Origin of the sequence: Clostridium pascui (assembly GCF_016908015.1) — a bacterium.
Lineage (GTDB): Bacteria > Bacillota > Clostridia > Clostridiales > Clostridiaceae > Clostridium_AK > Clostridium_AK pascui.
Genome location: NZ_JAFBDB010000005.1, coordinates 304,287 through 326,819 on the forward strand (window position 1 = coordinate 304,287; position 22,533 = coordinate 326,819).

The following is a 22,533-nucleotide window of genomic DNA, read 5'->3' on the forward strand; positions in this document are numbered from 1 at the left end:
ATCTCCTTAACTTTCTTTACATTGACATTTTGATTTATCTTTGCAAATACAATCCTCTGTATCTGTTACAAGATTCATAAGAAATAACATTAACTTACTACAGTTACAACTATTTAAAGAATAATAACTCCATAATCCTTCTTTTCTACACTGAACAATGCCACAATCAATTAAAACCTTCATATGGTGAGAAAGCGTAGGTTGAGTAAAATTAAAATTCTCTAATATATCACAAGCACATTTTTCTCCACAGGATAATATATCAATTATTCTAAGTCTGCTAGAGTCTGAAAGTGCCTTGAATATTTTTGCATTATCATCATAATTTAAATTCACCTAACCACTCCTTATATAGATATATATCTATATATAATATAGAACACTATCTATGTATAGTCAATATTTCTTATACAATTTAACATAACATTAACCATTATATCTATTATTCTCTATGTATACTTAATATATGCAACTAACCTTTATTTGTTTTCACATTATTTAAACATAAAAAGGCGATTGGTTCTAACCAATCACCTCTTGCCGCGTAGATGCACCATTTTAAGAATCTAGAGTTTTTATTCAACCACAGGAGTTTTTATCCTTAGGATCCCTACGCAATACACCCTTATGTTTTGTACTAATTAGTTATTTCGAGTATTTATGTATTAACTGCAATCCATCGTATAAATCTTCTACACCTATTTGTCCAGGAGCTGATGCCTTTTTAGCTGCACCAAATGTCAATGCAGAACCAAATACTTCTCCTGATAAACGGCTTATGACACCCATTCCTGACATAGACATTGTAATTATAGGTCTATCTGCATATTTTTCCGACATAATTACTGTAGCTTCTAATAATTCTAGAACATCTAGTTTTGATTTTGGCATTACTGCAATTTTAGGAATATCTGCGCCTAGGTCTTGCATTTTTCTTAAGCGGTAAATTATATCATCTTTAGATGGTGTTTTTCCAAAATCATGATTTGAAGCAATAACTTTTACTCCTGAGCTATGTGCACTTTTAATAATATCTTTTACAATCTCATCTCCTGTAAATGCTTCAACATCTACCATATCGACTAGTCCTGTTGCTGCTACTGCTTTATTTAACTTATCATATGTTTTAAAATCAATTGCCTTTTCTCCACCCTCTTTAGAAGTACGAAAAGTAAATATTAACGGAATATTGTTTAAAGCAGTTACTAAATCCTTCAAAACATCTTTGACCTTTTCTATCTCAAAAACATCATTAAACCAATCTACTCTCCATTCTGCAACATCTACGTGTATATTAGCAAAGCTTAAAGCTTGTTCAATTATTTCTTCTTTAGTTTTTCCTGCTATGGATATACAAATTTTAGGAATACCGTCACCTATTACTACATTTTTTATCTTTACTGTATTCATATTGACCTCCTTAAAGTAGAGGCTTATTCAGCCTCCGAATTCATTCTATCTTATTATAAAATTATATTCCCCTCTCCAATTTACATGAATCATCTGATTTTATTAAAACAAACCCCTTCCATTTTCCATTCCTAAATCTTAAATAATACAAAATTCCTCTAACAAACCAATCTATATACATTCCGAGCCAAACTCCTATAAGTCCCATTTTAAGAGGAATTCCTAAAACATACCCCATAGTAATTCTAAATACCCACATTCCTATTATAGATGTAACCATTGTATACTTTGCATCTCCTGCTGCTTTAAGTCCAGCAGGCAAAACAAATGAAACAGACCATAAAGGTATAAATAACGCATTTACCTTTAAAAGATTTGATGTTAATAAAATTATATCTTTATTACTTGTATAAAGTGAAGCTAATATCCTTGAGAAAGGAGCTGATAAAGCACCTAATATAACTAAGCATACAGTTGATGCTTTGGTAAGATACGATAAGCATTTCTCAGCCTCGTTACTATCTCCCCTCCCCATATACTGACCAACAATGGCAATTGCAGCAATACTTAGAGAATTCCCTGGTATATTAAGCATATTAGCAATAGAGTTTCCAATAGCATTAGAAGCTATGGATACTGTACCCATACTTACAATAAAAATTTGTGTAATAAGCTTTCCTCCATTAAAGAGCAGTGACTCCACACTAGCTGGAACTCCTACTCCAAATATAGGTTTTAGTAATTCCTTATTAAACTTGAACTTAAATACTTTAGTAAGCTTTATAATTCTTGTTCCTCTAAATAAAACAATTAGTAGAATAATTGCACCAGTTACTCTTGCAATAGCAATTCCAAGTGCCGCTCCCTTTATACCCATGCTAGGAATATTTATATTAAAATGGTCATTTTTTATATATAACCCGTAAATTAATGGATAACTTAAAATTACATTTATAATATTCATGAACATTGTGATTTTCATAGGTGTTTTAGTATCGCCTGATCCTCTGAGGACTCCATTTGCAATTAGATTTAGTGTTACCATGGGATAAGTCAGAAGAGTTATTCCTAAATATATATAAGCATTATTTATAACTTTTCCCTCTGCTTTACCAAAAAGTGTGCTTATGATAGGTTTACGAAATATCCATATAGAAATTGTTACAATAAAAGATATTATTAATCCAGAGTATAACGCTTGTTTCATAGACTCATTTGCAAGTTTATTATTTTGTTGTCCTATATACTGAGCCACGACAACAGTTCCTCCTACGGCTAATGCAGAGAAGAAAGCAATAAATATGTTGTTAATTGAGTCTACCATACCAATTGCCGAAACCGCTTCTTTTCCAATATGGCCAGCCATAATAGTATTTACCATGCCAAGAGACATTACAAATACTTGCTCAGTTAAGATAGGTATTGCTAAATATGCAACATCTTTCCTTATTAATTTCAATGTTTTTCCCTTCTTACTTATATTGATATCAAATTCTATATACATTATACATCAAATAAAGCAATTTTATTAAACCACTGAAAAAATTTACATTTTTTTATTAAGTATTTGTCTCATATACAAAATAATAACTGCTACAAAATTTTTAGCAGTTATTATTAATCATCTATTCTATATCTAATTCATCAAGGTCAATTCCATTTAAAATTTCCTTAAGTTCTTTTAGTTCTTCTTTATTTAATGTGATTCCCTTTCCCATTTTTTCGTGATTTTCATCCCACTCACGAATATCCACTTTTGGCTTTTTCTTATTCCAAGTCATCACATTGACTTCTCTTTTCCAACCTTTTGTACTTTCTGATATGACCCCTAAATTTTGTTTAATATCAAATTTAAAATCTGCCACTATTAACACTCCTCTTAAGTTATTATTTGCTGAACTCTTCCAACTATACCATCTTCAAGCATAACTTTAATTCCATGATGATGGTTTGGTGAATTAGTAAGTATTTTTTTAACTATTCCTTCAGTTAGTTTGCCTGTGCGTTGATCTTGCTTTTGCACAACCAAAACCTTTAATCCTATTTTTATATTTGCTCTATTAGTTCCATCCATAATTTTATTCCCTCATATTCTTTGTAGTCTTTTCTTATTTATACCGCTATTTATTATAACATAGTTATCATATAATTGTATCTCTAAGGTGTAATTTCCCTCAAATAATAAAAGCCCTTGAAAACTCAAGGACTTAACATTTTGCATTCTATATCTTATTTATACATTGAACAATAGGTTCAATAGACTTTTTATCTGTCCAATCAACTGGCTTATCATAACATTCTAATAATCCTTTAACATCCCCAGTAATTTCGTCTTCCTTCATTCTTTTTAACTTCATTTTAAGTGCATTCATCATCATTTTATCAACAAAATCCAATTTTTCATAATTGAAAGCACCTCTTAAATAGAAGAAATTTATTTTTTCCCTTATCTCCTCTTTAAAGTTCGCATTAAAAACCTTATTAATATCATCTGCCCTTTCAGGTGTACATCCTACTGCAAATACTATGATTTTCTTTTCCATAAGTTTTTTGATGTTATCAGTAATTATCTTAACTCCACTAATTCCAACTGCATGTAAAGAACCGCCAAAAACTATGGTGTCATATTTGTTTAAGTCATCAGCTTTTACTTTAGAGCTTTCAAGTAAATCTGCATTTACCACGCTGGCTATCCACTCTGCATAACGTTTTGTGCTTCCATACTTGGATTTATAAATTACAAGGATTTTTTTAGTTTGTTCTGACATAATTTATTCCCCCACCTTCAATATATAATATATTATATATTAAATTACTTAATATCTCCAATATCTTAAGCATACTTCAAATAATTTGATTTTGTTTTTTTAACAAATTATAAAGTATCATTGAACTAATAGAACATAGCAGTGCACAAACTCCTACAAAGGCATATCCAGCCTTCATACCTATTATAAGTCCATTTTCCACACCATATATTTTTGTAAAGATATTTTTAAATAAATCTATAATACCACCTACTAAAAAATTTCCTATAACACTTCCTATCCCCATAAGTGTTACTGTAAAGCTAACAGCTGTGCTGCTATTATTAGAATATCGCTTAGATAAAAGAGCCATTACCGTAGGATAAATTGGTGCTATACCTACCCCCGCAAGAGCAAATAAAAACGCAGCAGATTGTCCAACAATTACTCCCATAAGAGTAATAATCCCTGAGGCTCCCGAAAAAATTACAAGTGATTTTGTAAGTCCAATCTTATCTGTAAATGGTCCAAGTAACAGTCTTGAAAGAGTAAATGCAAAAAAGAATGCCGAAAGTAATCCCGAGGAAGCATTTATATTCCATTTATAAACTTTTTCAAGAAAATTAACTAGCCACCCACCAACTGCAAGTTCTGAAATTACTCCAAATGATAAAATAACTACTAACATCCATGCAGCAGGATCCTTTGTATATTCTTTAAACGATATATTTTCCTCTTCTTCAATATCATCCTCTGGAAACTTTGTAAATAAAGCCATTATTAGTGGTATTACTGATAAAGAAAGCATTATTAAATACACTTCATGCCAACTAAAGCTTCTATCTAAGGCATATACTTTCATAATTCCAGTAGCAACCATGGGTGCTATAGTTGAACTTAATCCATAGAAAAAATGTGCCAAATTCATCATCATACCCGTATTTTTAGTAAAAACCTTCGCTGCTAATATTCCAAGAGCTATTTCCAATATTCCATTACCTATATACATTAAGAAATAAGATGCTGAAAGAGTGGGATAATTTACTGATAAAAATATAAAAACTCCCGAAAGAGCCATTGTTCCAAAAGCAATCAAATTAGAAAACCTTATTCCAAACTTCTTTGTTAGTACTCCAGTAAAACTACATGCAAGAAGATAACCTAATGAATTAAGTGCCAAAAGTATTCCTATTTGCATTTCATTAAGTGAAAAATCCGTCTGTATACGCGGTATGGCTGGTCCCTTTATATTTTCCGAAAATCCAAATACTAAATATCCAATAAATATCACTGATAATAGTATATAATAATTTTTGCTGTAAGACTTACTTGTATTAACCTTCAAAACTTTTCCTCCAATTCACTAACTTGTTATAACAATAGGCATGTCAAATATATTATAATAGTTATTAATCAATATGTATATTATATAACACATGAAATAAAATAGAGTTATTCAAAATTTAGAAGTATAAATTTTTCTAAATAGGAGGTCTTTAATTATGAATCAAATTAAAATCTTTGATAGTCTTTACATGTTTAATACCTATAACGAACTCATAAATTTGTCCTTTAATCAATTTCTTCTCATAGGGGAAAAACCTATACTCATACATACTGGAAGTTATCAAATGACAGAGGAACTTATTCCTAAGTTAAAGAGTATTTTAGGTGATAAGAAGTTATCTTATGTTTTTGTTTCTCATTTTGAAAGTGATGAATGTGGTGGATTAACACTACTTTTAAAGCATTATCCTGAAGCTATATGTATATGTTCTGCAATAACTGCTCGTCAGCTTACTGGCTTTGGCATGGATGTAAAAGTAAAAATAGCAGCTCCTAAAGAAACTTTATCTTTGGCTGAAACTAATCTTAGCTTTATATCTTATCCATCAGAAATGCATCTATGGGACGGATTATTAGCCTTTGAAACAAAGAAAGGACTTTTATTTAGTAGTGATCTCTTTATTAGAATGGGTAAATTAGAGGATTCAATTGTATCCTCAAACTTAAAAAATGAAGTATCAGGAATAGTTGAACATCAAATTCCAAGCCCTGCAGCTCTTAAAATACTACAGAATACATTATATAATCTTTCTATTAACTATATAGTACCTGGTCATGGTCCAGTGTTAAAATTATAAGCATCAAGATATAACTTGCCAGGTGCCAGGCACCTGGCAAGTTATTTTTTACTACCGCAAATTGGACAGCTCTGAAGACATAATGGTAATTCAAGAGAACTCTTACTCATTAATTCCTCATTACATAAAATTTCTTTTGTTAATCCATCTGCAATAATAATTCCTTCACTGATTATTATCGTTCTTCTACAAGTTTCCCAAACCATATCCATGTCATGGGTTGCAATAATTTTTGTATGCGTAAATTCTTTTAACAGCGATATTAATCTTCTCCTTGATTTAGGATCCAATGCTGTCGTTGGTTCATCCATTATAAGGATATCCGGCTCCATGGATAGCACAGTTGCAATAGATGCTGCACGCTTTTCTCCACCGGATAACTTGTAGGGCGGCCTATCTTTAATATGTGCTATTCCAACGGTTTCAAGAGCCTTCATAACTCTTTTATGTACTTCTTTTTCATCTAGCTTATAATTACGTGGTCCAAATGCCACATCTTCATATACGGATGGCATAAAAAGCTGATTATCAGCATCTTGAAACACCAATCCTATCTTTTGACGAATTGCAGGCAGGGTTCTCTTACATATCATAGTATCACCAATATCAACTTGACCCTTCATTGGAAAAATAATTCCTAATAGTAAATTTAAAAGTGTTGATTTACCTGCCCCATTGGCCCCTACGATTCCTACAGATTCTCCGTGACTTATCTCAAATGTAATTCCATTTAGTGCCCTTTTTCCATCGGGGTAGGAATAATATACATCCTTACAAAATATAGAATTATGGTTCATGTTATCACCCCTGTTATAATATTTCCTAATAATTCTGGAATATTAAATAGTCTCGCTGTAAAAAAAAATATCACCCATAAAAATAAATATGCTATAGAACCAATTGATAAGTCGCTATCTACATCAAAAAAATATTCTCCATGAAATCCCCTTAATATCATTGCATCATATACCCTATTAGCCCTATCAAATGCTCGTAATAATATCTGCCCCAAAAGCGACCCTGAAACTTTAAAAGATACCCCCTTCTGCATTGGTGCTCTTAAATGGTATGCTTTTATAATTTGTTCCGTTTCTTCTAACAATACAGAAATATATCTATAAGTTAAAACAAACTGAGTGACGAAAATTTTTGGTACAAATATCTTTCTTAATGCTAATGATATTTTTTCGATTCCAGTTGTAGCTATTAGAAGTAATCCTGCCAAAACTGTTAAACTACTCTTTATTATCAGTGATACAAAAGAAATCCACCCATTAGAAATATGAATCCCCCATATTATAATATAAGTTTTTGTATCAAATAATGGATTAAATATGCCAACTCCTATAACAAAAGGTAAAACAATAAGAGATCTTCTAAACATAGGTGAAAACGGTACTTCAGACAAAATAAAAACTATAATTGGATAAAAAACATATGGTAATAGTCCTATAATATCATATTTTCCAAAGGATAATACTACCAACAAATATGTTATTGTCACCAGTAACTTTACAATAGGATTTATTTTATGGATTATTGTGTTTCTAGCAGCTAATTCATCTAATAAGCGAATATTATAAATTGATTTAGTTATACTCTCCATATCGCAGATCATCCCTTAAATAAAAATATTGGCGAGGTTACTCCCCTCGCCACTTGCTAATTTATATTGGTTTTGCTTTTCTTTTCCTACGTCTAAAAAAAGTAATAACAAGTCCAGTTAAAGCAGCAAGAACTAAAGTCATAATTCCGCCTAAAATACCTGACACACTTGTTTGAGCATTAATACCTGCCACTACTTCTTCCTTCTCTTCACTTTCCTTTTTATCTATAGCTTCTGAAGCTTTAAAACTATAATCAGGTAAAAAAGCTACTTTATTTTGTATTTCAGCAAGTTTTGCATGAACACTTCCTGTAGTTTTTAGTTCTGATGTACCTGCCGTTTTAATCATTGCCCATTCTAGCCCATCTGGATTACTAGAGGCAAATGAAGAAAGAATACCACCTACTATTATAACACTTGTTATTATCATAATAAAAACCTTTTTTATTGAAACATTGCCTAATGGTTGTTTTAAGGAATACTTTTCAATAATTTCAGGACGCGCCTTCCAAACAAATGAAACTACTGCTGCCGTTACAAGTCCTTCTACAATTCCAATAACAAGATGAATAGGCTGCATTAAAATAACAAAATTAGCAAAAGGCAACTCAGTCTTTCCAGAAAACAATGTTTCAAGAACAACGCTGAAAGCTCCCATTTGAAGTCCAATTATTGACGCAATTATAGATGCACTAAAAATTTTCTTAGAACTATAGTCTTTTTTCATAATACCTTTATAAATTAATGGATATGCAATAAAGCATGTGTAAAATCCAAGATTAAATACATTAGCACCAAAAGCTAATAAACCTCCATCAGCAAAGAAAAGTGCTTGAATTAAGAGCACTGATGCCATTGTTAGGAATCCAGCATATGGTCCAAGTAAAATAGCAAGAAGTAATCCTCCTCCAATGTGACCACTTGATCCAGTACCTGGAATTGAGAAATTAATCATTTGAGCTGCAAAAACAAAAGCTCCCATAACACCCATCAAAGGTATCTTTTTATCATCTAACTCATTTTGCATTTTTTTCACTGAATAAGTAGTAATACTAGCTGTTACACTAAACATCGTTCCCCCAACAATTGGAGAAATTAGGGCATCTGCCATGTGCATATCATCACACTCCTAATAAAATAATAACTCATAAAGGGCAACTTTAATTGCAACCCTCTATGAGTTTTATTCCTGTATATACAAGTTGTCCGTATAAACTTTCATAACTTCAACTGTAAATAATTGTATCATATTTTTTTACAATTGTCAATTTTCACTTTAATCTTGCAGTAATTTTAAGAGTGCTTTACCTAGTTATCTATATGAAGCATTTAAAGCTTTTAGTAGAGTTCGAATATCATATTTATGAGGAGTAACTGAACAAATTTTCTTCTTCACACCAAGTAAAGTATATACTGCAATTCGCGCAGCACGAATTGAGTATTCTTCAGTAAAAACCATATCCTCTGGTATTTCAACAAATTGACTAATCATTGCAAGATTTGTCGACCCTTCAGGCACTACCTTTGGGCGATCGCTCATTGCACGCGGTTGAAACTGTGCATCAATATAAGGCATCATACATGGTATAACATTAACTATAGTATCCATGATTTCATCAATATTCTCTTCGAAATGTAAATGTCCTAAAAGTTCAATTAACATTTCTTCACCAGTACAATCCCTCATAGGCTTCTTCACATAGTTACCTTCTTCGCCAGTATACAAACCATATCCCCAGAAAATTGTAGTGTCTTTTGGTTGATTCTTAAAATGAGGTTGTGCTGCAACTACTATAGACATAAGCCAGTTAGAATCCTTAAATGTCATCAATGCTCCGCTGCCAGATTTATTACGAGAATACCTTTCAATCATTTTAAGAAGCTTATCACCTTTACATGTTACAGTAAAAGACTCCCAGTTTGTCTGTTCTGCATTATCAAAGAAAGGTTTTGGATTTCCAAGTCCTTCTTTCTTTGATGCAATTTTAGCCCAAAGATCCCCAGAGATAGGATTTTCTATTTTCATTTCTGCTGGAGTATTAAAATCTCCTAAGCTTGCATTATCAGTCATACAACCATTTGTTACAATGCATAAATCACCTTTATTAAGTTTAATTACATCTTCTTTTCCATTCTGCTCATAATGAATTGCTGTAACAGTAATTCCTTCCCCCTCTTCAAAATCTAAATCTTTAACAGTGTATTTCAATGTAAAATCAACGTCAAAATTCTCTAAGTAAGCTTTTATAGGTAATATAATAGAGTCATACTGATTGTAAGGAGTTCTCGTTACACCCTCAAGAGTTTGGATACGTGAGAACTCAAATATCATACGATTCATATAACGTTTCAACTCAAATAAACTTGACCATTTCTGAAATGCAAAGGTTGTTTGCCACATATACCAAAAGTTTGTTTCAAAAAAATGAGGTGTACTCGCAAACCAATCGCATATTCGTAAATTATCTAGCTTTTCCTCTGGAGTAATCATTAGTTTAAGCAGCGCCATACGATCAGCATCATCAAATCCCATAGATATAACATCAATTACTTCTCCATCCTTATTTATAAGCCTTGCGTTTGCATGAGTTGGATGTGCATGATCAAAATCAAGAATTTCATCACAAACTGACATTCCTTTTCTTTCTAAGGATGGTATAGAAGAAAGCAGCTCCCATGTATTTTCATAAGTTTCTTCATTAAGCATTCTTCCACCACGACAAACAAATCCATCATTTGCATTTCCTGCCCCATCATTACTTCCTCCAAGAATATTCATTCCTTCTAAAATGTGAATATTCTTGCCCGGGAAATCACAATCTCTAACTAAATATACAGCTCCAGCAAGTGATGCTAATCCGCCACCCACAAAATATATTTGTTTATTTTCATATTCTCTTTTCATATAGATACCCTCCATAAATTTTAGATTCTCTACAAAACACCTTATCTAACTTTCCAACAAGATAAATATAATACCTCTGCTTCCAAATAGGTATAATCAAAAAATATAGCCTGTATAATTTTTATACATTCCTCTTTAAATGTATAAAAAAATAAGTCGTGACAATTTTAGAATTTATCACGACTTATTTTCATATCTTTGCAAAGCTCTTATAAAGTTTCCTTCAATTAATTCACTAAGCTTTTCAATTATATTTTTAGGATTTTCCTTCATTCCTTCTTTCATCCATTGGATGACTAGTCCAGTAAATGCATGTGTGTAAAAATTACCAATAAACTTTTTATCCTCTTCCTTAACATTCATATTATGAGAAACTTCATTAACTACTCCCATAAGTAATTCATTGGTAACTGAATAGAGATACGTATCTAAATGATTTCTTCCTAAAGAATTTAAAGTATTAATACAAAATGCTTTATTCTCTTCTATATAAATAAAAATTTTATAAAGTCCGTCTGTCCATGTGTCATAACTCCTGTATTGGGATATACTCTCAACTGCTTCTGTCCTATAAATCCACTCGGTTAACTCATATATATCCTGAAAATGATAATAAAATGTTTGTCTGTTAAGTCCACAGCTTTCCACAATCTGCTTAACGGATATTTTATTTAAAGGAATATTCTTCATTAACTCCTTTAAGGAATTGGCAATGGCCTTTTTCGTTATTAAAGAACTAGACATTTAATCACCCACTATTCCAAAAATTAATATACAATCACACTTGAAATTATACCTAAATGAAAGACTTTCCTCAATAAAATAGGATAAACTTTAAAGTTTATCCTATAACTTGTTATGTGTTTTTATGATTATAAATTGATTAATTAAACAATAAACTTTGACATTTCTAATTTTAAATTATTTGCAATCTCCATAGATTCTCTTGTCTTTTCAACTATTCCATTAGTTTTTTCATTTACATGTATTATTTTCTCTGCTATATTAGTTGTTCCAGAAGCCCCCTCACCTGCTGCTTCTGCTACTTGTTCAATTGTTTGTAAAACATTTTGAACAGATGCTAATAATTCTTCTGAAGTAGAACTGAATTCTGTAACTAGGTTGTCTACAAAAGATGCATCTTCACTATACTTTTCCGCTACATTTAACATAGATTTATACTCATTAGATACATTCTCAGTCATAAAAAGCAACAAATTATTTGAACTACTTGAAAGACTTCCTACAGATTGTATTACCTTTTCAGTTATGTTCTGTATTTGAATTACAGTTTCTTTGGATTGTTCTGCAAGCTTTCTTATCTCATCTGCAACTACTGAAAATCCCCTACCAGCTTCACCAGCCCTGGCAGCCTCAATAGCTGCATTTAAAGCTAACAAATTAGTTTGAGCTGTTATTTCCATTATTGCTTGAGATAAAATGCTAATTTGTTCAACCACCTTAGAGTCACTAATTGCTTTTTCTAATTCTACCTTAGTTTGAACAAATATGGTATTTGCTTTATCTTGAGCTTCAATAACTCTATCCTTTGTTTCAATAGCTCTTATGTTTATTTCCCCAGCTGCTTCTGCACCCTCTTGAGATTTTTGAGATATAGATTGCACTGCTCTTTCAACTTCCTGAGTAGTAGCTGCAATTTCCTCAGCTGATGCAGCTGTTTCTTCCATGCCTGCCGAAAGTTCTTCGGTAGTAGAAGACACTTCTTGTACATTTTCCATAAGTTCACTTGAATTTGCACTAATAACTTCATTTATTCTCAAAGTATTATCAGCAGTAATCTTAACTTCCCTAATAATAGTTCTTAAATTTGATAAAAATAAGTTTAATGCCTTAGCCAAATCTGCGATTTCGTCTTTAGAGTTAACTTTAATTTGTTGAGTTAAGTCTCCTCCTCTTTCAGCAAGTGCAGAGAGCTCTCTTTTTAAAAGGTTTAAAGACTTTAAAATCCCAGATATAATTGCTGATGCAAAAATTATTGAAAGTATAGTTAAAATGAAAATAACTGCTATTGATATAAGCATTGCTTTTGAAAAAATTTTATTGCCATCATTGCTTGCAGTTCTAGCCATTTCTTTATTAAAATCAACAAGTTCTAATAAGGATTGTGAAGCCATGTCAAAAGATTTCTTGCCTTCTCCATTCATAATTTGCATAGCTTCATTAGTTTTTAAACTTCTACTAAGTTGTATTACAGTTTCATGAACTCTCATATATTCACTCCACTGCTTTTCTGCAATTCCATAAGTTTCTTTATCTTTATCCCCACTAAGTGATTTTTTATATAAAGACATTAACTTTTCAATTTCGTTTTTTCTACTTTTCATTTCGTTTTCTTTTGTACTCATTGTACTATTATCTGTTGTTAGTATGTGTTCATATTCCAAAATCCTAAAGTCTGACGTCATCGTATTTAAATCTTCTGAGTATATTATCTTTGGTATGAAATTTTCAGCAATAATAGTAGAGTGGTTATTAAGTGTCTTCAAGTTATTTACAGAAAAAACTCCTATAAAAATTAATGAAGCTACTAACATTGAAATTAGGATAATCAATTTGCCTTTAATAGTTTTTAACAATTACTTTCCCCCTAACTTAATAAAATATTTAACTATACTATCGTCCGATATATAATCTACTTTAATTTTATTAATTATATATTTATAATTGTATTTTTATAGACATATTGTTGATTAAGAAACTTATAAATATTATAATATTTATAAGTTTCTTAATAATAGCAATTAATTTCAAAGTATTAACTTCACAATAGAATAACTATGAAATGAGGAAATATTCTAATGTCAAAAGACTCTATAGATAAAAGATCAATTCACACAAAAAAAATAATAAAATATACGTTATTAGATTTAATTAAAGAAAAGGGATTTAACGAGATATCTGTTACAGACTTGACCAAAAGGGCTAATATTAATAGAGGAACATTTTACATACATTACGCTGACAAATATGATTTATTAGAGCAAGTTGAGGATGAATTGATAAAAGAAATTCAAGAGCATGCACAAAATGTAGATTGTTTAGATTTGTTAAATATGAATATCATGAATAAACCCAATCCATTTTTAATAAAGCTTCTTGAGTATATCAAAGAAAATGCAGGTTTTATTAAAGCTATTTTAGGACCAAAGGGAGATCCTATATTTAGGATTAAACTGAAAAATCTTATAAATGTTAATTTGTTCGAAAAGCACCTAGCTAATAAATACAATTCGCAGGATATGTTAGTTTCAAAAGATTATTTTATTTCCTACGTACTCTCAGCTCACCTTGGAGTAATTATGTACTGGCTTGAAAACGATATAGAAAAGTCTCCAAGAGATATAGCACTAGTATTATCAAAATTATCTATGCTCGGACCTTTAGAAGTATCAGGTTTAAAAAACGCTAAAGATTAAATGTAGTTACACTTTTAAATTTGATTTACTGAAATCTACAAATTATTAAGAGATTTACTAAGTTTAAATTAAACTTAGTAAATCTCCTACATAATGCTGATACTATATTTTAATTTATTGCCCTAGTTATATGATGATATACTTATCTTAATTTTATATATTTCCATTTCCCTGTTTTAAATCTTACATAAACAAATAGCCATCTTACAAATTGATCTACAAATACCGCCATCCAGGCTCCTGTCAGTCCATATCCACATATGTTGACAAATATATGTGCAAGTGCAACTCTGATTAGTATTGCTCCAAAAAATGTAGCTATTAAAGGCCAAAATGTATCTCCTGCTCCTCTTAGTCCTCCTGCTAATATAAGCTGAGATGACTGAAATGGTTGGACTAATGCTATTATTTTTAAGGCTATAGATGATTTCTTTATAATCTCTGGATCATTTGAATATAATCCTACAAGCTGCGGACCAAAGAAAAAGAATATTACAGCCATAAAAGTAGATATCATTGATCCAATTTTTCGTGTTTCTTTTGCATAATTTTCAGCCAGAGAATATTCTTTAGTTCCAAGGCTTCTACCTACTAAGGATGAAGCTGCTATACCAAAGGCCTGACCTGGCTGAAATGAAAGACTTAATATATTTAGTGATATTTGATGTGCTGCGTAAACAATGGTTCCAAGTCCTGCAACTATTTTTACAAATAAAAGCACGCCTACCCTTAAAGCCATTTGTTCTAAAGAAGCAGGTACGCCTATCTTTATTAAATTATACATTATATTTTTATCAAATTTAAAAGGCTTTCTTAAATTAAGCCTAATGATACTTTCACTCTTTATAACATATCTAAATAAAAGTATACTTGCAACTACATTTGATATAGCAGTAGATATTGCCGCTCCAGTAATGCCAAGGCTTGGAAATCCCAAAAGACCATATATAAGAAGTGCATTACCAATAACATTTAAAAAATTTGCTTTCAAGTTTATCTTCATAGGTATTTTTGTTTCGCCAATTCCTCGAAGTGATGCTGATATAGACATACTAAATGATTGAAATATGAATCCTATCATAATAATTTTAAAATAAGTTTTCCCAACTCCTAAAGTATCAGATTGTGCGCCCATAAACTTCATAATAGGCTCAGTAAACATTATCCCAAGGATTGATAGAGGTATTGCTAACATCATCAAGCTTAACAACATTACATGTTTTAGTGTAATTTCTATTTTTTCATTCTTACCGCTGCCCAGATATCTAGCAACCATAGCTGTACCACCTACATTTAGTGCCTGAACAAGAGATAATCCTATAAATAAAGGTTGATTTGTTATACCTACAGCTGCAACAGAAGCTGCTGCTACTCCATTATCAGTTATTCTTCCAAGCATCATCATGTCTATCATACTAAAAAGTGATCCTAAAAGAAGTTCTACAAGAACAGGCCATGCAATATTAATAACATCAGCTCTTGTAGAATTTTTAAGCCACATAAACAGTTTGTTTTTAGAGGTATTTTTATATTCTAAGTCAGTCATTATCATTCTTCTTTCCATAACTTATTTATACACTTTTTATTGTACAATACATTATCAGCACTTTAAAACATATTTCCCATAATAAAACCTTGAAAAACTTATTTTTATACGTTTACTCAAGGTTTATCTTTGAATAATTTACTTTTTTATACATAATCCATTTATGATAAAAATAAAACCCTGAAGAGTATTCTTCAGGGTTACTATATTATATTTATTTAAGGCTTTCTAATTTACTCCAAAGTTCCGGATTTTTCTTTTTAATATTTAGTATTTTAAAATTCTCTTTGTTCACAAACGCTTGAAGAGTCTTTCCACTTGCAATAAGTTTACCATCTTTTTCTCTTATAACGTCATATTGCAATGCCACCTTAATTGGACTTAGCTCTTCTAAAGAAGTCTCAATTATAAGATTATCCGCATATTTAGCTCCTTCAATATATCTGCATTGTGTTTCAACCAGTGGCATCATTATGCCCATATCTTCTATATCCTTATACGAAACACCTGATCCAACTATAAAATCTTCCCTTGCAGTTTCAAAATATACATAATAGTTAGAGTGATGCACAATTCCCATTTGGTCTGTTTCTGCATACCTAACCTTTAGTCTTGTTGTACTTTTATACATAAAAAACTCATTCCTTTCATTAGTACTTAAGGTTCACTCTATATTTTTTCAACTTACGTGTTACTCTTATTTAAAACTTGTGTTTCGACATCTTCCAACACTTCAGATTTATCATCATTTAAAACTTCAGTCTTATCACTATCTAAAACTTCTGTGATGCCACCATTTAAAATTCCCATGAATTCATCACCTGATATAGTTTCTTTCTCCCACAAATACTTTGCCAATTCATGAAGCTTATCTTTATTTTCATTTAAAATATCAATTGCTTTTTTATAAGATTCTTTAATTATCTTTAAAACTTCTGCATCTACCTTTGCTGCAGTTTCAGCAGAACAAGCAAGGGATGCATCTCCTCCAAGATATTGATTTGATACAGTTTCTAGCGCCATCATACTAAAATCTTCACTCATACCATAACGTGTAACCATTGCTCTAGCAATTCTTGTTGCTTGCTCAATATCATTGGAAGCACCTGTGGTAATAGAATCGAATATAATTTCCTCTGCAGCACGTCCACCAGTAAAAGTAGTAATTTTATTAAGCATTTCTTCTTTAGACATTAAAACACGTTCGCCCTCTTCCACCTGCATAGTATATCCGAGTGCACCAGAGGTTCTAGGGATAATAGTAATTTTATGAACAGGTGCAGTATTCTTTTGCTTTGCAGCAACCAAGGCATGCCCAATTTCATGATAAGCAACAATGAGTTTTTCTTTTGTTGGAACAACAGCTCCCTTCCGTTGATATCCAGCAATAACTGTTTCAATAGATTCATCAAAGTCAGATTGATTTACCTCTATTCTGTTGCTTCTTACCGCTCTTAATGCTGCCTCATTTGCAATGTTTGCAAGTTCAGCACCTGATGCTCCAGAGGTTGCCCTTGCTACTTTATTATAATCAATATTTTTATCTACTTTAATTTTTTTAGTATGAACCTTTAAGATTTCTTCTCGTCCCTTTAAATCAGGAAGCTCTACCGGGACACGTCTGTCAAATCTACCAGGCCTTAAAAGAGCCTTATCTAGTATTTCAGGACGATTAGTTGCAGCAAGAATTACAACTCCCTTGCCCCCATCAAATCCATCCATTTCAGTCAATAATTGATTAAGTGTTTGTTCTCGTTCGTCATTTCCAGTCATACCAGAATTATCACGCTTTTTTCCAATAGCATCAATTTCATCAATGAATACAATGCAAGGAGCTTTTTCTTGTGCCTGTTTAAATAAATCTCTTACCCTTGCTGCACCCATACCTACAAACATCTCAACGAACTCAGATCCGGAAATAGAGAAAAATGGAACTTTTGCCTCACCAGCAACTGCCTGAGCAAGAAGTGTTTTTCCTGTACCTGGAGGACCAACCAATAGTGCTCCCTTTGGAAGTCTTGCTCCAATTTCCTTGTATTTATCAGGTCTATGCAAAAAGTCTACAATCTCAGTAAGCGCTTCTTTTGCCTCATCTTGGCCAGCAACGTCTCCAAAGGTCTTACCTGTTTGTGCAGCAACGTACACTTTGGCATTACTTTTTCCAAAACTCATTTTATTTCCCATGCCACCCATTTTCTTTTGCATCATTCTTCCAAGTATCTGTCCCATTCCTATGAAAAAAACCATTGGTAAAATCCAATTCATTAAAAAATTAGTAAGTGGAGAATTTTCTTTAGGAATTACTTTTGAAAATTTTACTCCAGCAGTTTTCAAACTATTTACAAGATTAGGATCATCTAACTTTCCTGTAACATATACAGTTTTTTCTTCATCACCCTTAGAACTAAATGTAATTTTTGTATCCTGTATTTCAACAGTATTTATTTTTTTTTCATTTACCATTGTTAAAAATGTTCCATAATCAACTTCAACTATACGTTGTTTTTGAAGATTAGGCATAAGCCATGTATTTAGCATCATAAGCCCTATAAATGCTAGTATATAATAATAAAACAGAGGACCTTTAAGTTTTTTTATATTTTTCATTTTTATTAGTACTCCTTATCTTAATTAATTTTACTATAAACTCATATCTGAATTGTTTATCTTCTGTAATAAAACATTTAGCTTTTGTAATCCTTCAATAATGTCATTTATATTTTCTGTAGATTCTGTTTTTAAACAAGCATCAAATTTTCTTGTAAGCAAGGCTTCAATATCTAAAATAGCACTTTCTCCCTTTTCAGACAAGTGGACTTTTACAACTCTTTCATCCATTTTGTCTCGTACACGATTTAAAAACCCTTCTTTTTCTAACTTTCTACACATAGCTGAAATATTTGCCCCTGCTACACATAAATTTTTCCCTAAGTTTCCAATTGTTTGTTCCTGTTCTCTAACATCTGTAAGTATTCTTGCCTGCATAGCAGTTAGCCCATGCTTATCATACATAGGACGGAAAATACTGTCCATATTTACCGATATATCTCTAAGCAGATTCCATATAGTATTATTAAAATCCATAACCTCCATATTATATTCCTCCAAACTTTTTGTAAACTTTCTTCACATTATATATACAACATAAATAATATGTTTTATAATTTATATTGTCAATATACAGAACAGTTAATTAATAAATTAGTCATAAATGTTTATTAAAGTTTTCATTTATAGTATAAATTATAATTCAAAAGGAAGTCATGCGTATGAAAAAATTATTAAGATTACTTTTTAGCAGAGCATTTTTAATTGGATGTGCTATTCTTGTTCAGATTTTTACTCTTGTTATTATGATTTGGAAATTTGGGGAATATTTCATTTATTTTAATACTATCAGCTCTCTACTCAGCGCAATTGCAGTACTGTGGATTATTAACAATAAATACAACCCTGCATATAAGATAGCCTGGATAATTCCAATTATGTTGTTTCCTATTTTTGGCGGACTTTTTTATTTGATGTTTGGCGGGAACCAAATTAGTAACCGTAATAAACAAAAAATGAAATCAATGTATAGTAAAATGTTTAATATTTTAAATATGGATAAAAACACCTTAAATGAAATTGAATCTCAGGATAAAAATGCGGCAAATCAAGCACGTTATATAGAAAAATATTCTTTATGTCCTGTATACCCAAATTCATTTTCAGAGTATTTAACACCTGGGGAGATGAAATTTGAAAGATTAAAACAAGAATTAAAAAAAGCACAGAAATATATATTTTTAGAATATTTTATTATCGAAGAAGGAGTTATGTGGAATTCTATTTTAGATATTCTCATAGAAAAAGTAAATCAAGGCGTAGATGTTCGTGTAATTTATGATGATTTTGGCTGCTTAACAAAACTTCCATATAAATATGACAAACATCTAGAAAATCTTGGGATTAAGTGTTGTGCTTTTAATCCTCTCATTCCAGTACTCTCAATAAGAATAAATAATCGTGATCATCGTAAAATTGTTGTGATTGATGGCCATACAGCCTTTACAGGTGGTGTTAACCTTGCAGATGAATATATAAACGCCTGTGAAAAATATGGGCATTGGAAAGACTCTGCCATTATGATTCAAGGTGAAGCCGCTTGGAACTTTACAATTATGTTTCTTTCTCTGTGGAACTATTTGAACAATACAGATGAAGACTATGAAAAGTATAAGTGTTTGTCCGCTGATGTAAAAGCATTTGAAAAGGATGGCTATATACTTCCTTTTGGTGATAGTCCTTTAGATGGGGAAGCTTTAGGTGAATCCGTATATATGAACTTAATTAACAATGCAAAGGATTATATCTACATTAATACTCCTTATTTAATTCTTGACCATGAAATGACTGTTGCTCTATCTTTGGCAGCAAAACGTGGAGTGGATGTTAAAATTGTAACTCCTTTTATTCCCGATAAAGCCTATGTTCATACAGTAACTCGTTCATATTATAAACCTTTAATTGAAAGTGGCGTAAAGATTTATGAATATACCCCTGGCTTTATTCACGCTAAGTCTATTGTAGTAGACGATGACTTTGCTATAATAGGTACCATTAACCTTGACTACAGAAGTCTTTATCTTCACTTTGAATGTGCAGTATGGATGTACAAAACAAGTAGTATTCTTGATATTAAGGGTGATTTTATTGATACACTGAAAAAATGTAAATTTGTTGATTTAAATCAATATAGAAATTTACCCTGGTATAAAAAGATTATGACATTAGTTTTACGTGTATTTGCACCGCTGATGTAAAAAATAAGGAATTTCGCTTTTGCGAAATTCCTTATGTATTACTTCATCAGTTTGCAAATATTATTAGTGAATTCTACCGGATCACTTATAGGTAATCCTTCAATAAGAAGTGCTTGGTTATATAGAACACTTGTGTATAAGTTAAGTTTATCCTTGTCATTTTCATAAGCTTCTTTTAATGACTTAAATACATCATGATTTATATTTATTTCTAAAGCTTTATCTGCTTTCACATTTTCATTATTTGGCATGGAATTTAATATTTTTTCCATTTCTATTGTAAGTTCCCCTTCGCTAGAAAGACATACAGGATGATTTTTCAATCTTTTTGATGCTTTAACACTAGCTACTTTATCAGATAAAATGTTTTTCATATATTCAAATATTTCTTTTGTTTCCTTATCATCTACACTTGAAGAATTATCATTTTCTTCTGCTTCTATGCCTAATTCACCGCTTGATACAGACTTAAATTCTTTATCTTTGTAGCTCATTATCATTCTTACAGCAAATTCATCTATGTCATCAGTAAAGAATAGTATTTCATATCCCTTATCTGATACAAGTTCTGCTTGTGGAAGCTTTTCAATTCTTTCAATTGATTCCCCTGCAGCATAATAGATATATTTTTGCTCTTCAGGCATTCTAGAAACATATTCACCTAAAGTAACCATCTTTTTCTCTTTTGATGAATAGAACATTAATAAGTCCTGAAGCACCTCTTTGTTACTTCCAAAATCACTGTATACACCATACTTTAACTGTCTTCCAAAGGACTTATAAAACTCTTCATATTTATCTCTTTCATTTTTTAGTGTATTTTCTAATTCACTTTTTATTTTAGACTTAATATTTTTAGCAATTAGCTTTAACTGTCTATCATGTTGAAGCATTTCTCTAGATATATTAAGAGATAAATCCTCTGAATCCACCATACCTTTTACAAAGCTAAAGTAATCTGGCAATAAATCGGCACACTTATTCATAATCATAACGCCATTTGAATATAACTCTAACCCTTTTTCATATTCTCTTGTGTAAAAATCATACGGCATTTTTTCTGGAATAAATAAAATTGCATTATAGCTTACTGTTCCTTCAGCTTTAATATGGATATGTTTTAATGGTTTATCAAAGCCGTAGTGCTTTTCAGCATAAAAATTGCTGTAGTCTTCATCTGTAAGCTCACTCTTATTTTTTTTCCATATAGGAATCATGCTGTTTATAGTTTCTTCTTCTTTATAACTTTCATATTCTTTTTCACTGCCTTCTTTAAGTCTGCTCTTAGTTACATCCATTTTGATTGGGTATCTAATGAAATCAGAATATTTCTTAATGATAGATCTTAATCTATATTCTTCTAAGTATTCATCAAAATTTTCATCTTCTGTGTTTTCTTTTATCTTAAGTATAATTTCTGTACCAATTGAATCTTTTTCACATTGTTCAATAGTATAACCTTCTGCACCCTTAGATTCCCACTTGTAAGCTGTATCACTTCCAAAGGATTTGCTAATAACAGTAACAGTATCAGCTACCATAAACGCAGAATAAAATCCTACACCAAATTGACCAATTATATCATAGCCATCTTTAAGTTGATTTTCCTTTTTAAATGCTAAGGATCCACTCTTTGCTATAACTCCAAGGTTTTCTTCAAGCTCCTCTTTTGTCATTCCTATACCAGTATCAGAAATCTTGAGTATTCTATCCTCCTTATTTATATCTAATTTAATATAGTAATTATCTTTTTCAAATGTTAAAGAATCATCTGTTAGCGCTTTGTAATAAATTTTATCAATTGCATCACTAGCATTAGAAATAAGTTCTCTTAAAAAAATCTCCCTGTGCGTGTAAATTGAATTAACCATCATGTCTAAAAGTTTTTTAGATTCCGCCTTAAATTCTTTTGTTTCCAATTAAATCTTCTCCC

General features: G+C 31.1%; 21 protein-coding genes. 3 read left to right on the forward strand and 18 right to left on the reverse strand.

Translation table 11 applies throughout. From position 1 onward, the window contains the following. Positions 1-6 precede the first annotated feature (6 nt). From JOC70_RS13965 to JOC70_RS13995, 7 genes are all read right to left on the reverse strand, one after another. Positions 7-336 carry a metalloregulator ArsR/SmtB family transcription factor gene (locus tag JOC70_RS13965; protein ID WP_204599505.1) on the reverse strand — a complete coding sequence of 110 codons (330 nt, stop codon included), beginning with the start codon at positions 334-336 and terminating at the stop codon, positions 7-9. A gap of 309 nt (positions 337-645) precedes the next feature. Further along, the gene (gene aroD, locus JOC70_RS13970) at positions 646-1,410 is read right to left on the reverse strand and encodes a type I 3-dehydroquinate dehydratase (RefSeq protein ID WP_204599506.1); all 765 of its coding nucleotides are present in this window, start codon (positions 1,408-1,410) and stop codon (positions 646-648) included. 61 nt (positions 1,411-1,471) lie between these two features. Continuing rightward, positions 1,472-2,869, reverse strand: a complete 1,398-nt coding sequence (locus tag JOC70_RS13975) for an MATE family efflux transporter (protein WP_423880681.1) — start codon at positions 2,867-2,869, stop codon at positions 1,472-1,474. Positions 2,870-3,035: 166 nt separating this feature from the next. Continuing rightward, a complete protein-coding gene (locus JOC70_RS13980; RefSeq protein WP_204599508.1) occupies positions 3,036-3,275 on the reverse strand; it encodes a PC4/YdbC family ssDNA-binding protein in 240 nt (79 codons plus the stop codon). A 14-nt stretch (positions 3,276-3,289) separates the two neighbouring features. Then, the gene (locus JOC70_RS13985; protein WP_186430700.1) at positions 3,290-3,484 is read right to left on the reverse strand and encodes a YwbE family protein; all 195 of its coding nucleotides are present in this window, start codon (positions 3,482-3,484) and stop codon (positions 3,290-3,292) included. Between the two features lie 148 nt (positions 3,485-3,632). Beyond that, complete coding sequence (locus JOC70_RS13990; protein ID WP_204599509.1) at positions 3,633-4,178, reverse strand: flavodoxin domain-containing protein; 546 nt, start codon at positions 4,176-4,178, stop codon at positions 3,633-3,635. 76 nt (positions 4,179-4,254) lie between these two features. After that, the gene (locus JOC70_RS13995; RefSeq protein ID WP_204599510.1) at positions 4,255-5,502 is read right to left on the reverse strand and encodes an MFS transporter; all 1,248 of its coding nucleotides are present in this window, start codon (positions 5,500-5,502) and stop codon (positions 4,255-4,257) included. 157 nt (positions 5,503-5,659) lie between these two features. Here JOC70_RS13995 and JOC70_RS14000 point away from each other — a divergent pair, with 157 nt between their 5' ends. Next, positions 5,660-6,301 carry an oxygen-binding di-iron domain-containing protein gene (locus tag JOC70_RS14000; RefSeq protein WP_204599511.1) on the forward strand — a complete coding sequence of 214 codons (642 nt, stop codon included), beginning with the start codon at positions 5,660-5,662 and terminating at the stop codon, positions 6,299-6,301. A gap of 41 nt (positions 6,302-6,342) precedes the next feature. Here JOC70_RS14000 and JOC70_RS14005 read toward each other — a convergent pair whose 3' ends face one another. From JOC70_RS14005 to JOC70_RS14030, 6 genes are all read right to left on the reverse strand, one after another. After that, positions 6,343-7,098 (reverse strand): energy-coupling factor ABC transporter ATP-binding protein, encoded by a 756-nt coding sequence (locus tag JOC70_RS14005; protein WP_204599512.1) that lies wholly within the window; start codon positions 7,096-7,098, stop codon positions 6,343-6,345. Further along, on the reverse strand, positions 7,095-7,907 hold the full coding sequence (cbiQ, locus tag JOC70_RS14010; RefSeq protein ID WP_204599513.1) for a cobalt ECF transporter T component CbiQ: 813 nt from the start codon (positions 7,905-7,907) through the stop codon (positions 7,095-7,097). Before cbiQ ends, JOC70_RS14005 begins: the two co-directional genes overlap by 4 nt. Before the next feature lie 61 nt (positions 7,908-7,968). After that, positions 7,969-9,024: an energy-coupling factor ABC transporter permease gene (locus JOC70_RS14015; protein ID WP_204599514.1), complete on the reverse strand. Its 1,056-nt coding sequence runs from the start codon at positions 9,022-9,024 to the stop codon at positions 7,969-7,971. A 195-nt stretch (positions 9,025-9,219) separates the two neighbouring features. Then, positions 9,220-10,812, reverse strand: a complete 1,593-nt coding sequence (locus tag JOC70_RS14020) for an oleate hydratase (protein ID WP_243429139.1) — start codon at positions 10,810-10,812, stop codon at positions 9,220-9,222. A gap of 177 nt (positions 10,813-10,989) precedes the next feature. Next, positions 10,990-11,556: a dihydroxyacetone kinase transcriptional activator DhaS gene (dhaS, locus tag JOC70_RS14025; RefSeq protein WP_204599516.1), complete on the reverse strand. Its 567-nt coding sequence runs from the start codon at positions 11,554-11,556 to the stop codon at positions 10,990-10,992. A gap of 143 nt (positions 11,557-11,699) precedes the next feature. Then, positions 11,700-13,409, reverse strand: a complete 1,710-nt coding sequence (locus JOC70_RS14030) for a methyl-accepting chemotaxis protein (protein WP_204599517.1) — start codon at positions 13,407-13,409, stop codon at positions 11,700-11,702. A 222-nt stretch (positions 13,410-13,631) separates the two neighbouring features. On the opposite strand from JOC70_RS14030, the gene JOC70_RS14035 reads away from it, so the two are divergent. Further along, a complete protein-coding gene (locus tag JOC70_RS14035) occupies positions 13,632-14,249 on the forward strand; it encodes a TetR/AcrR family transcriptional regulator (RefSeq protein WP_204599518.1) in 618 nt (205 codons plus the stop codon). A gap of 142 nt (positions 14,250-14,391) precedes the next feature. Here the strand turns inward: JOC70_RS14035 and JOC70_RS14040 are convergent, their stop codons facing one another. The 4 genes from JOC70_RS14040 to JOC70_RS14055 form a co-directional block, all read right to left on the reverse strand. Continuing rightward, entirely contained in the window at positions 14,392-15,813 is a 1,422-nt protein-coding gene (locus tag JOC70_RS14040) for an MATE family efflux transporter (RefSeq protein ID WP_243429140.1), read from the reverse strand. A 196-nt stretch (positions 15,814-16,009) separates the two neighbouring features. Continuing rightward, a complete protein-coding gene (locus tag JOC70_RS14045) occupies positions 16,010-16,426 on the reverse strand; it encodes an acyl-CoA thioesterase (protein WP_204599519.1) in 417 nt (138 codons plus the stop codon). A gap of 53 nt (positions 16,427-16,479) precedes the next feature. Next, entirely contained in the window at positions 16,480-18,402 is a 1,923-nt protein-coding gene (gene ftsH / locus JOC70_RS14050; RefSeq protein WP_204599520.1) for an ATP-dependent zinc metalloprotease FtsH, read from the reverse strand. Between the two features lie 33 nt (positions 18,403-18,435). Next, a complete protein-coding gene (locus tag JOC70_RS14055; protein ID WP_204599521.1) occupies positions 18,436-18,888 on the reverse strand; it encodes a MarR family winged helix-turn-helix transcriptional regulator in 453 nt (150 codons plus the stop codon). Between the two features lie 176 nt (positions 18,889-19,064). On the opposite strand from JOC70_RS14055, the gene cls reads away from it, so the two are divergent. Continuing rightward, positions 19,065-20,600: a cardiolipin synthase gene (gene cls / locus JOC70_RS14060; RefSeq protein WP_204599522.1), complete on the forward strand. Its 1,536-nt coding sequence runs from the start codon at positions 19,065-19,067 to the stop codon at positions 20,598-20,600. 38 nt (positions 20,601-20,638) lie between these two features. On the opposite strand, the gene htpG is transcribed toward cls, so the two are convergent. Next, positions 20,639-22,519 carry a molecular chaperone HtpG gene (gene htpG, locus JOC70_RS14065; RefSeq protein ID WP_204599523.1) on the reverse strand — a complete coding sequence of 627 codons (1,881 nt, stop codon included), beginning with the start codon at positions 22,517-22,519 and terminating at the stop codon, positions 20,639-20,641. Positions 22,520-22,533: the final 14 nt, after the last annotated feature.

Bases quoted from the DNA above. Each gene is read 5' to 3' on its own strand.
- aroD (WP_204599506.1), bottom strand. From the start codon at position 1,410: ATGAATACAGTAAAGATAAAAAATGTAGTAATAGGTGACGGTATTCCT.
- JOC70_RS13985 (WP_186430700.1), bottom strand. From the start codon at position 3,484: ATGGATGGAACTAATAGAGCAAATATAAAAATAGGATTAAAGGTTTTG.
- JOC70_RS13990 (WP_204599509.1), bottom strand. From the start codon at position 4,178: ATGTCAGAACAAACTAAAAAAATCCTTGTAATTTATAAATCCAAGTAT.
- JOC70_RS14000 (WP_204599511.1), top strand. From the start codon at position 5,660: ATGAATCAAATTAAAATCTTTGATAGTCTTTACATGTTTAATACCTAT.
- JOC70_RS14005 (WP_204599512.1), bottom strand. From the start codon at position 7,098: ATGAACCATAATTCTATATTTTGTAAGGATGTATATTATTCCTACCCC.
- cbiQ (WP_204599513.1), bottom strand. From the start codon at position 7,907: ATGGAGAGTATAACTAAATCAATTTATAATATTCGCTTATTAGATGAA.
- JOC70_RS14015 (WP_204599514.1), bottom strand. From the start codon at position 9,024: ATGCACATGGCAGATGCCCTAATTTCTCCAATTGTTGGGGGAACGATG.
- JOC70_RS14020 (WP_243429139.1), bottom strand. From the start codon at position 10,812: ATGAAAAGAGAATATGAAAATAAACAAATATATTTTGTGGGTGGCGGA.
- dhaS (WP_204599516.1), bottom strand. From the start codon at position 11,556: ATGTCTAGTTCTTTAATAACGAAAAAGGCCATTGCCAATTCCTTAAAG.
- JOC70_RS14035 (WP_204599518.1), top strand. From the start codon at position 13,632: ATGTCAAAAGACTCTATAGATAAAAGATCAATTCACACAAAAAAAATA.
- JOC70_RS14040 (WP_243429140.1), bottom strand. From the start codon at position 15,813: ATGGAAAGAAGAATGATAATGACTGACTTAGAATATAAAAATACCTCT.
- JOC70_RS14045 (WP_204599519.1), bottom strand. From the start codon at position 16,426: ATGTATAAAAGTACAACAAGACTAAAGGTTAGGTATGCAGAAACAGAC.
- ftsH (WP_204599520.1), bottom strand. From the start codon at position 18,402: ATGAAAAATATAAAAAAACTTAAAGGTCCTCTGTTTTATTATTATATA.
- JOC70_RS14055 (WP_204599521.1), bottom strand. From the start codon at position 18,888: ATGGAGGTTATGGATTTTAATAATACTATATGGAATCTGCTTAGAGAT.
- cls (WP_204599522.1), top strand. From the start codon at position 19,065: ATGAAAAAATTATTAAGATTACTTTTTAGCAGAGCATTTTTAATTGGA.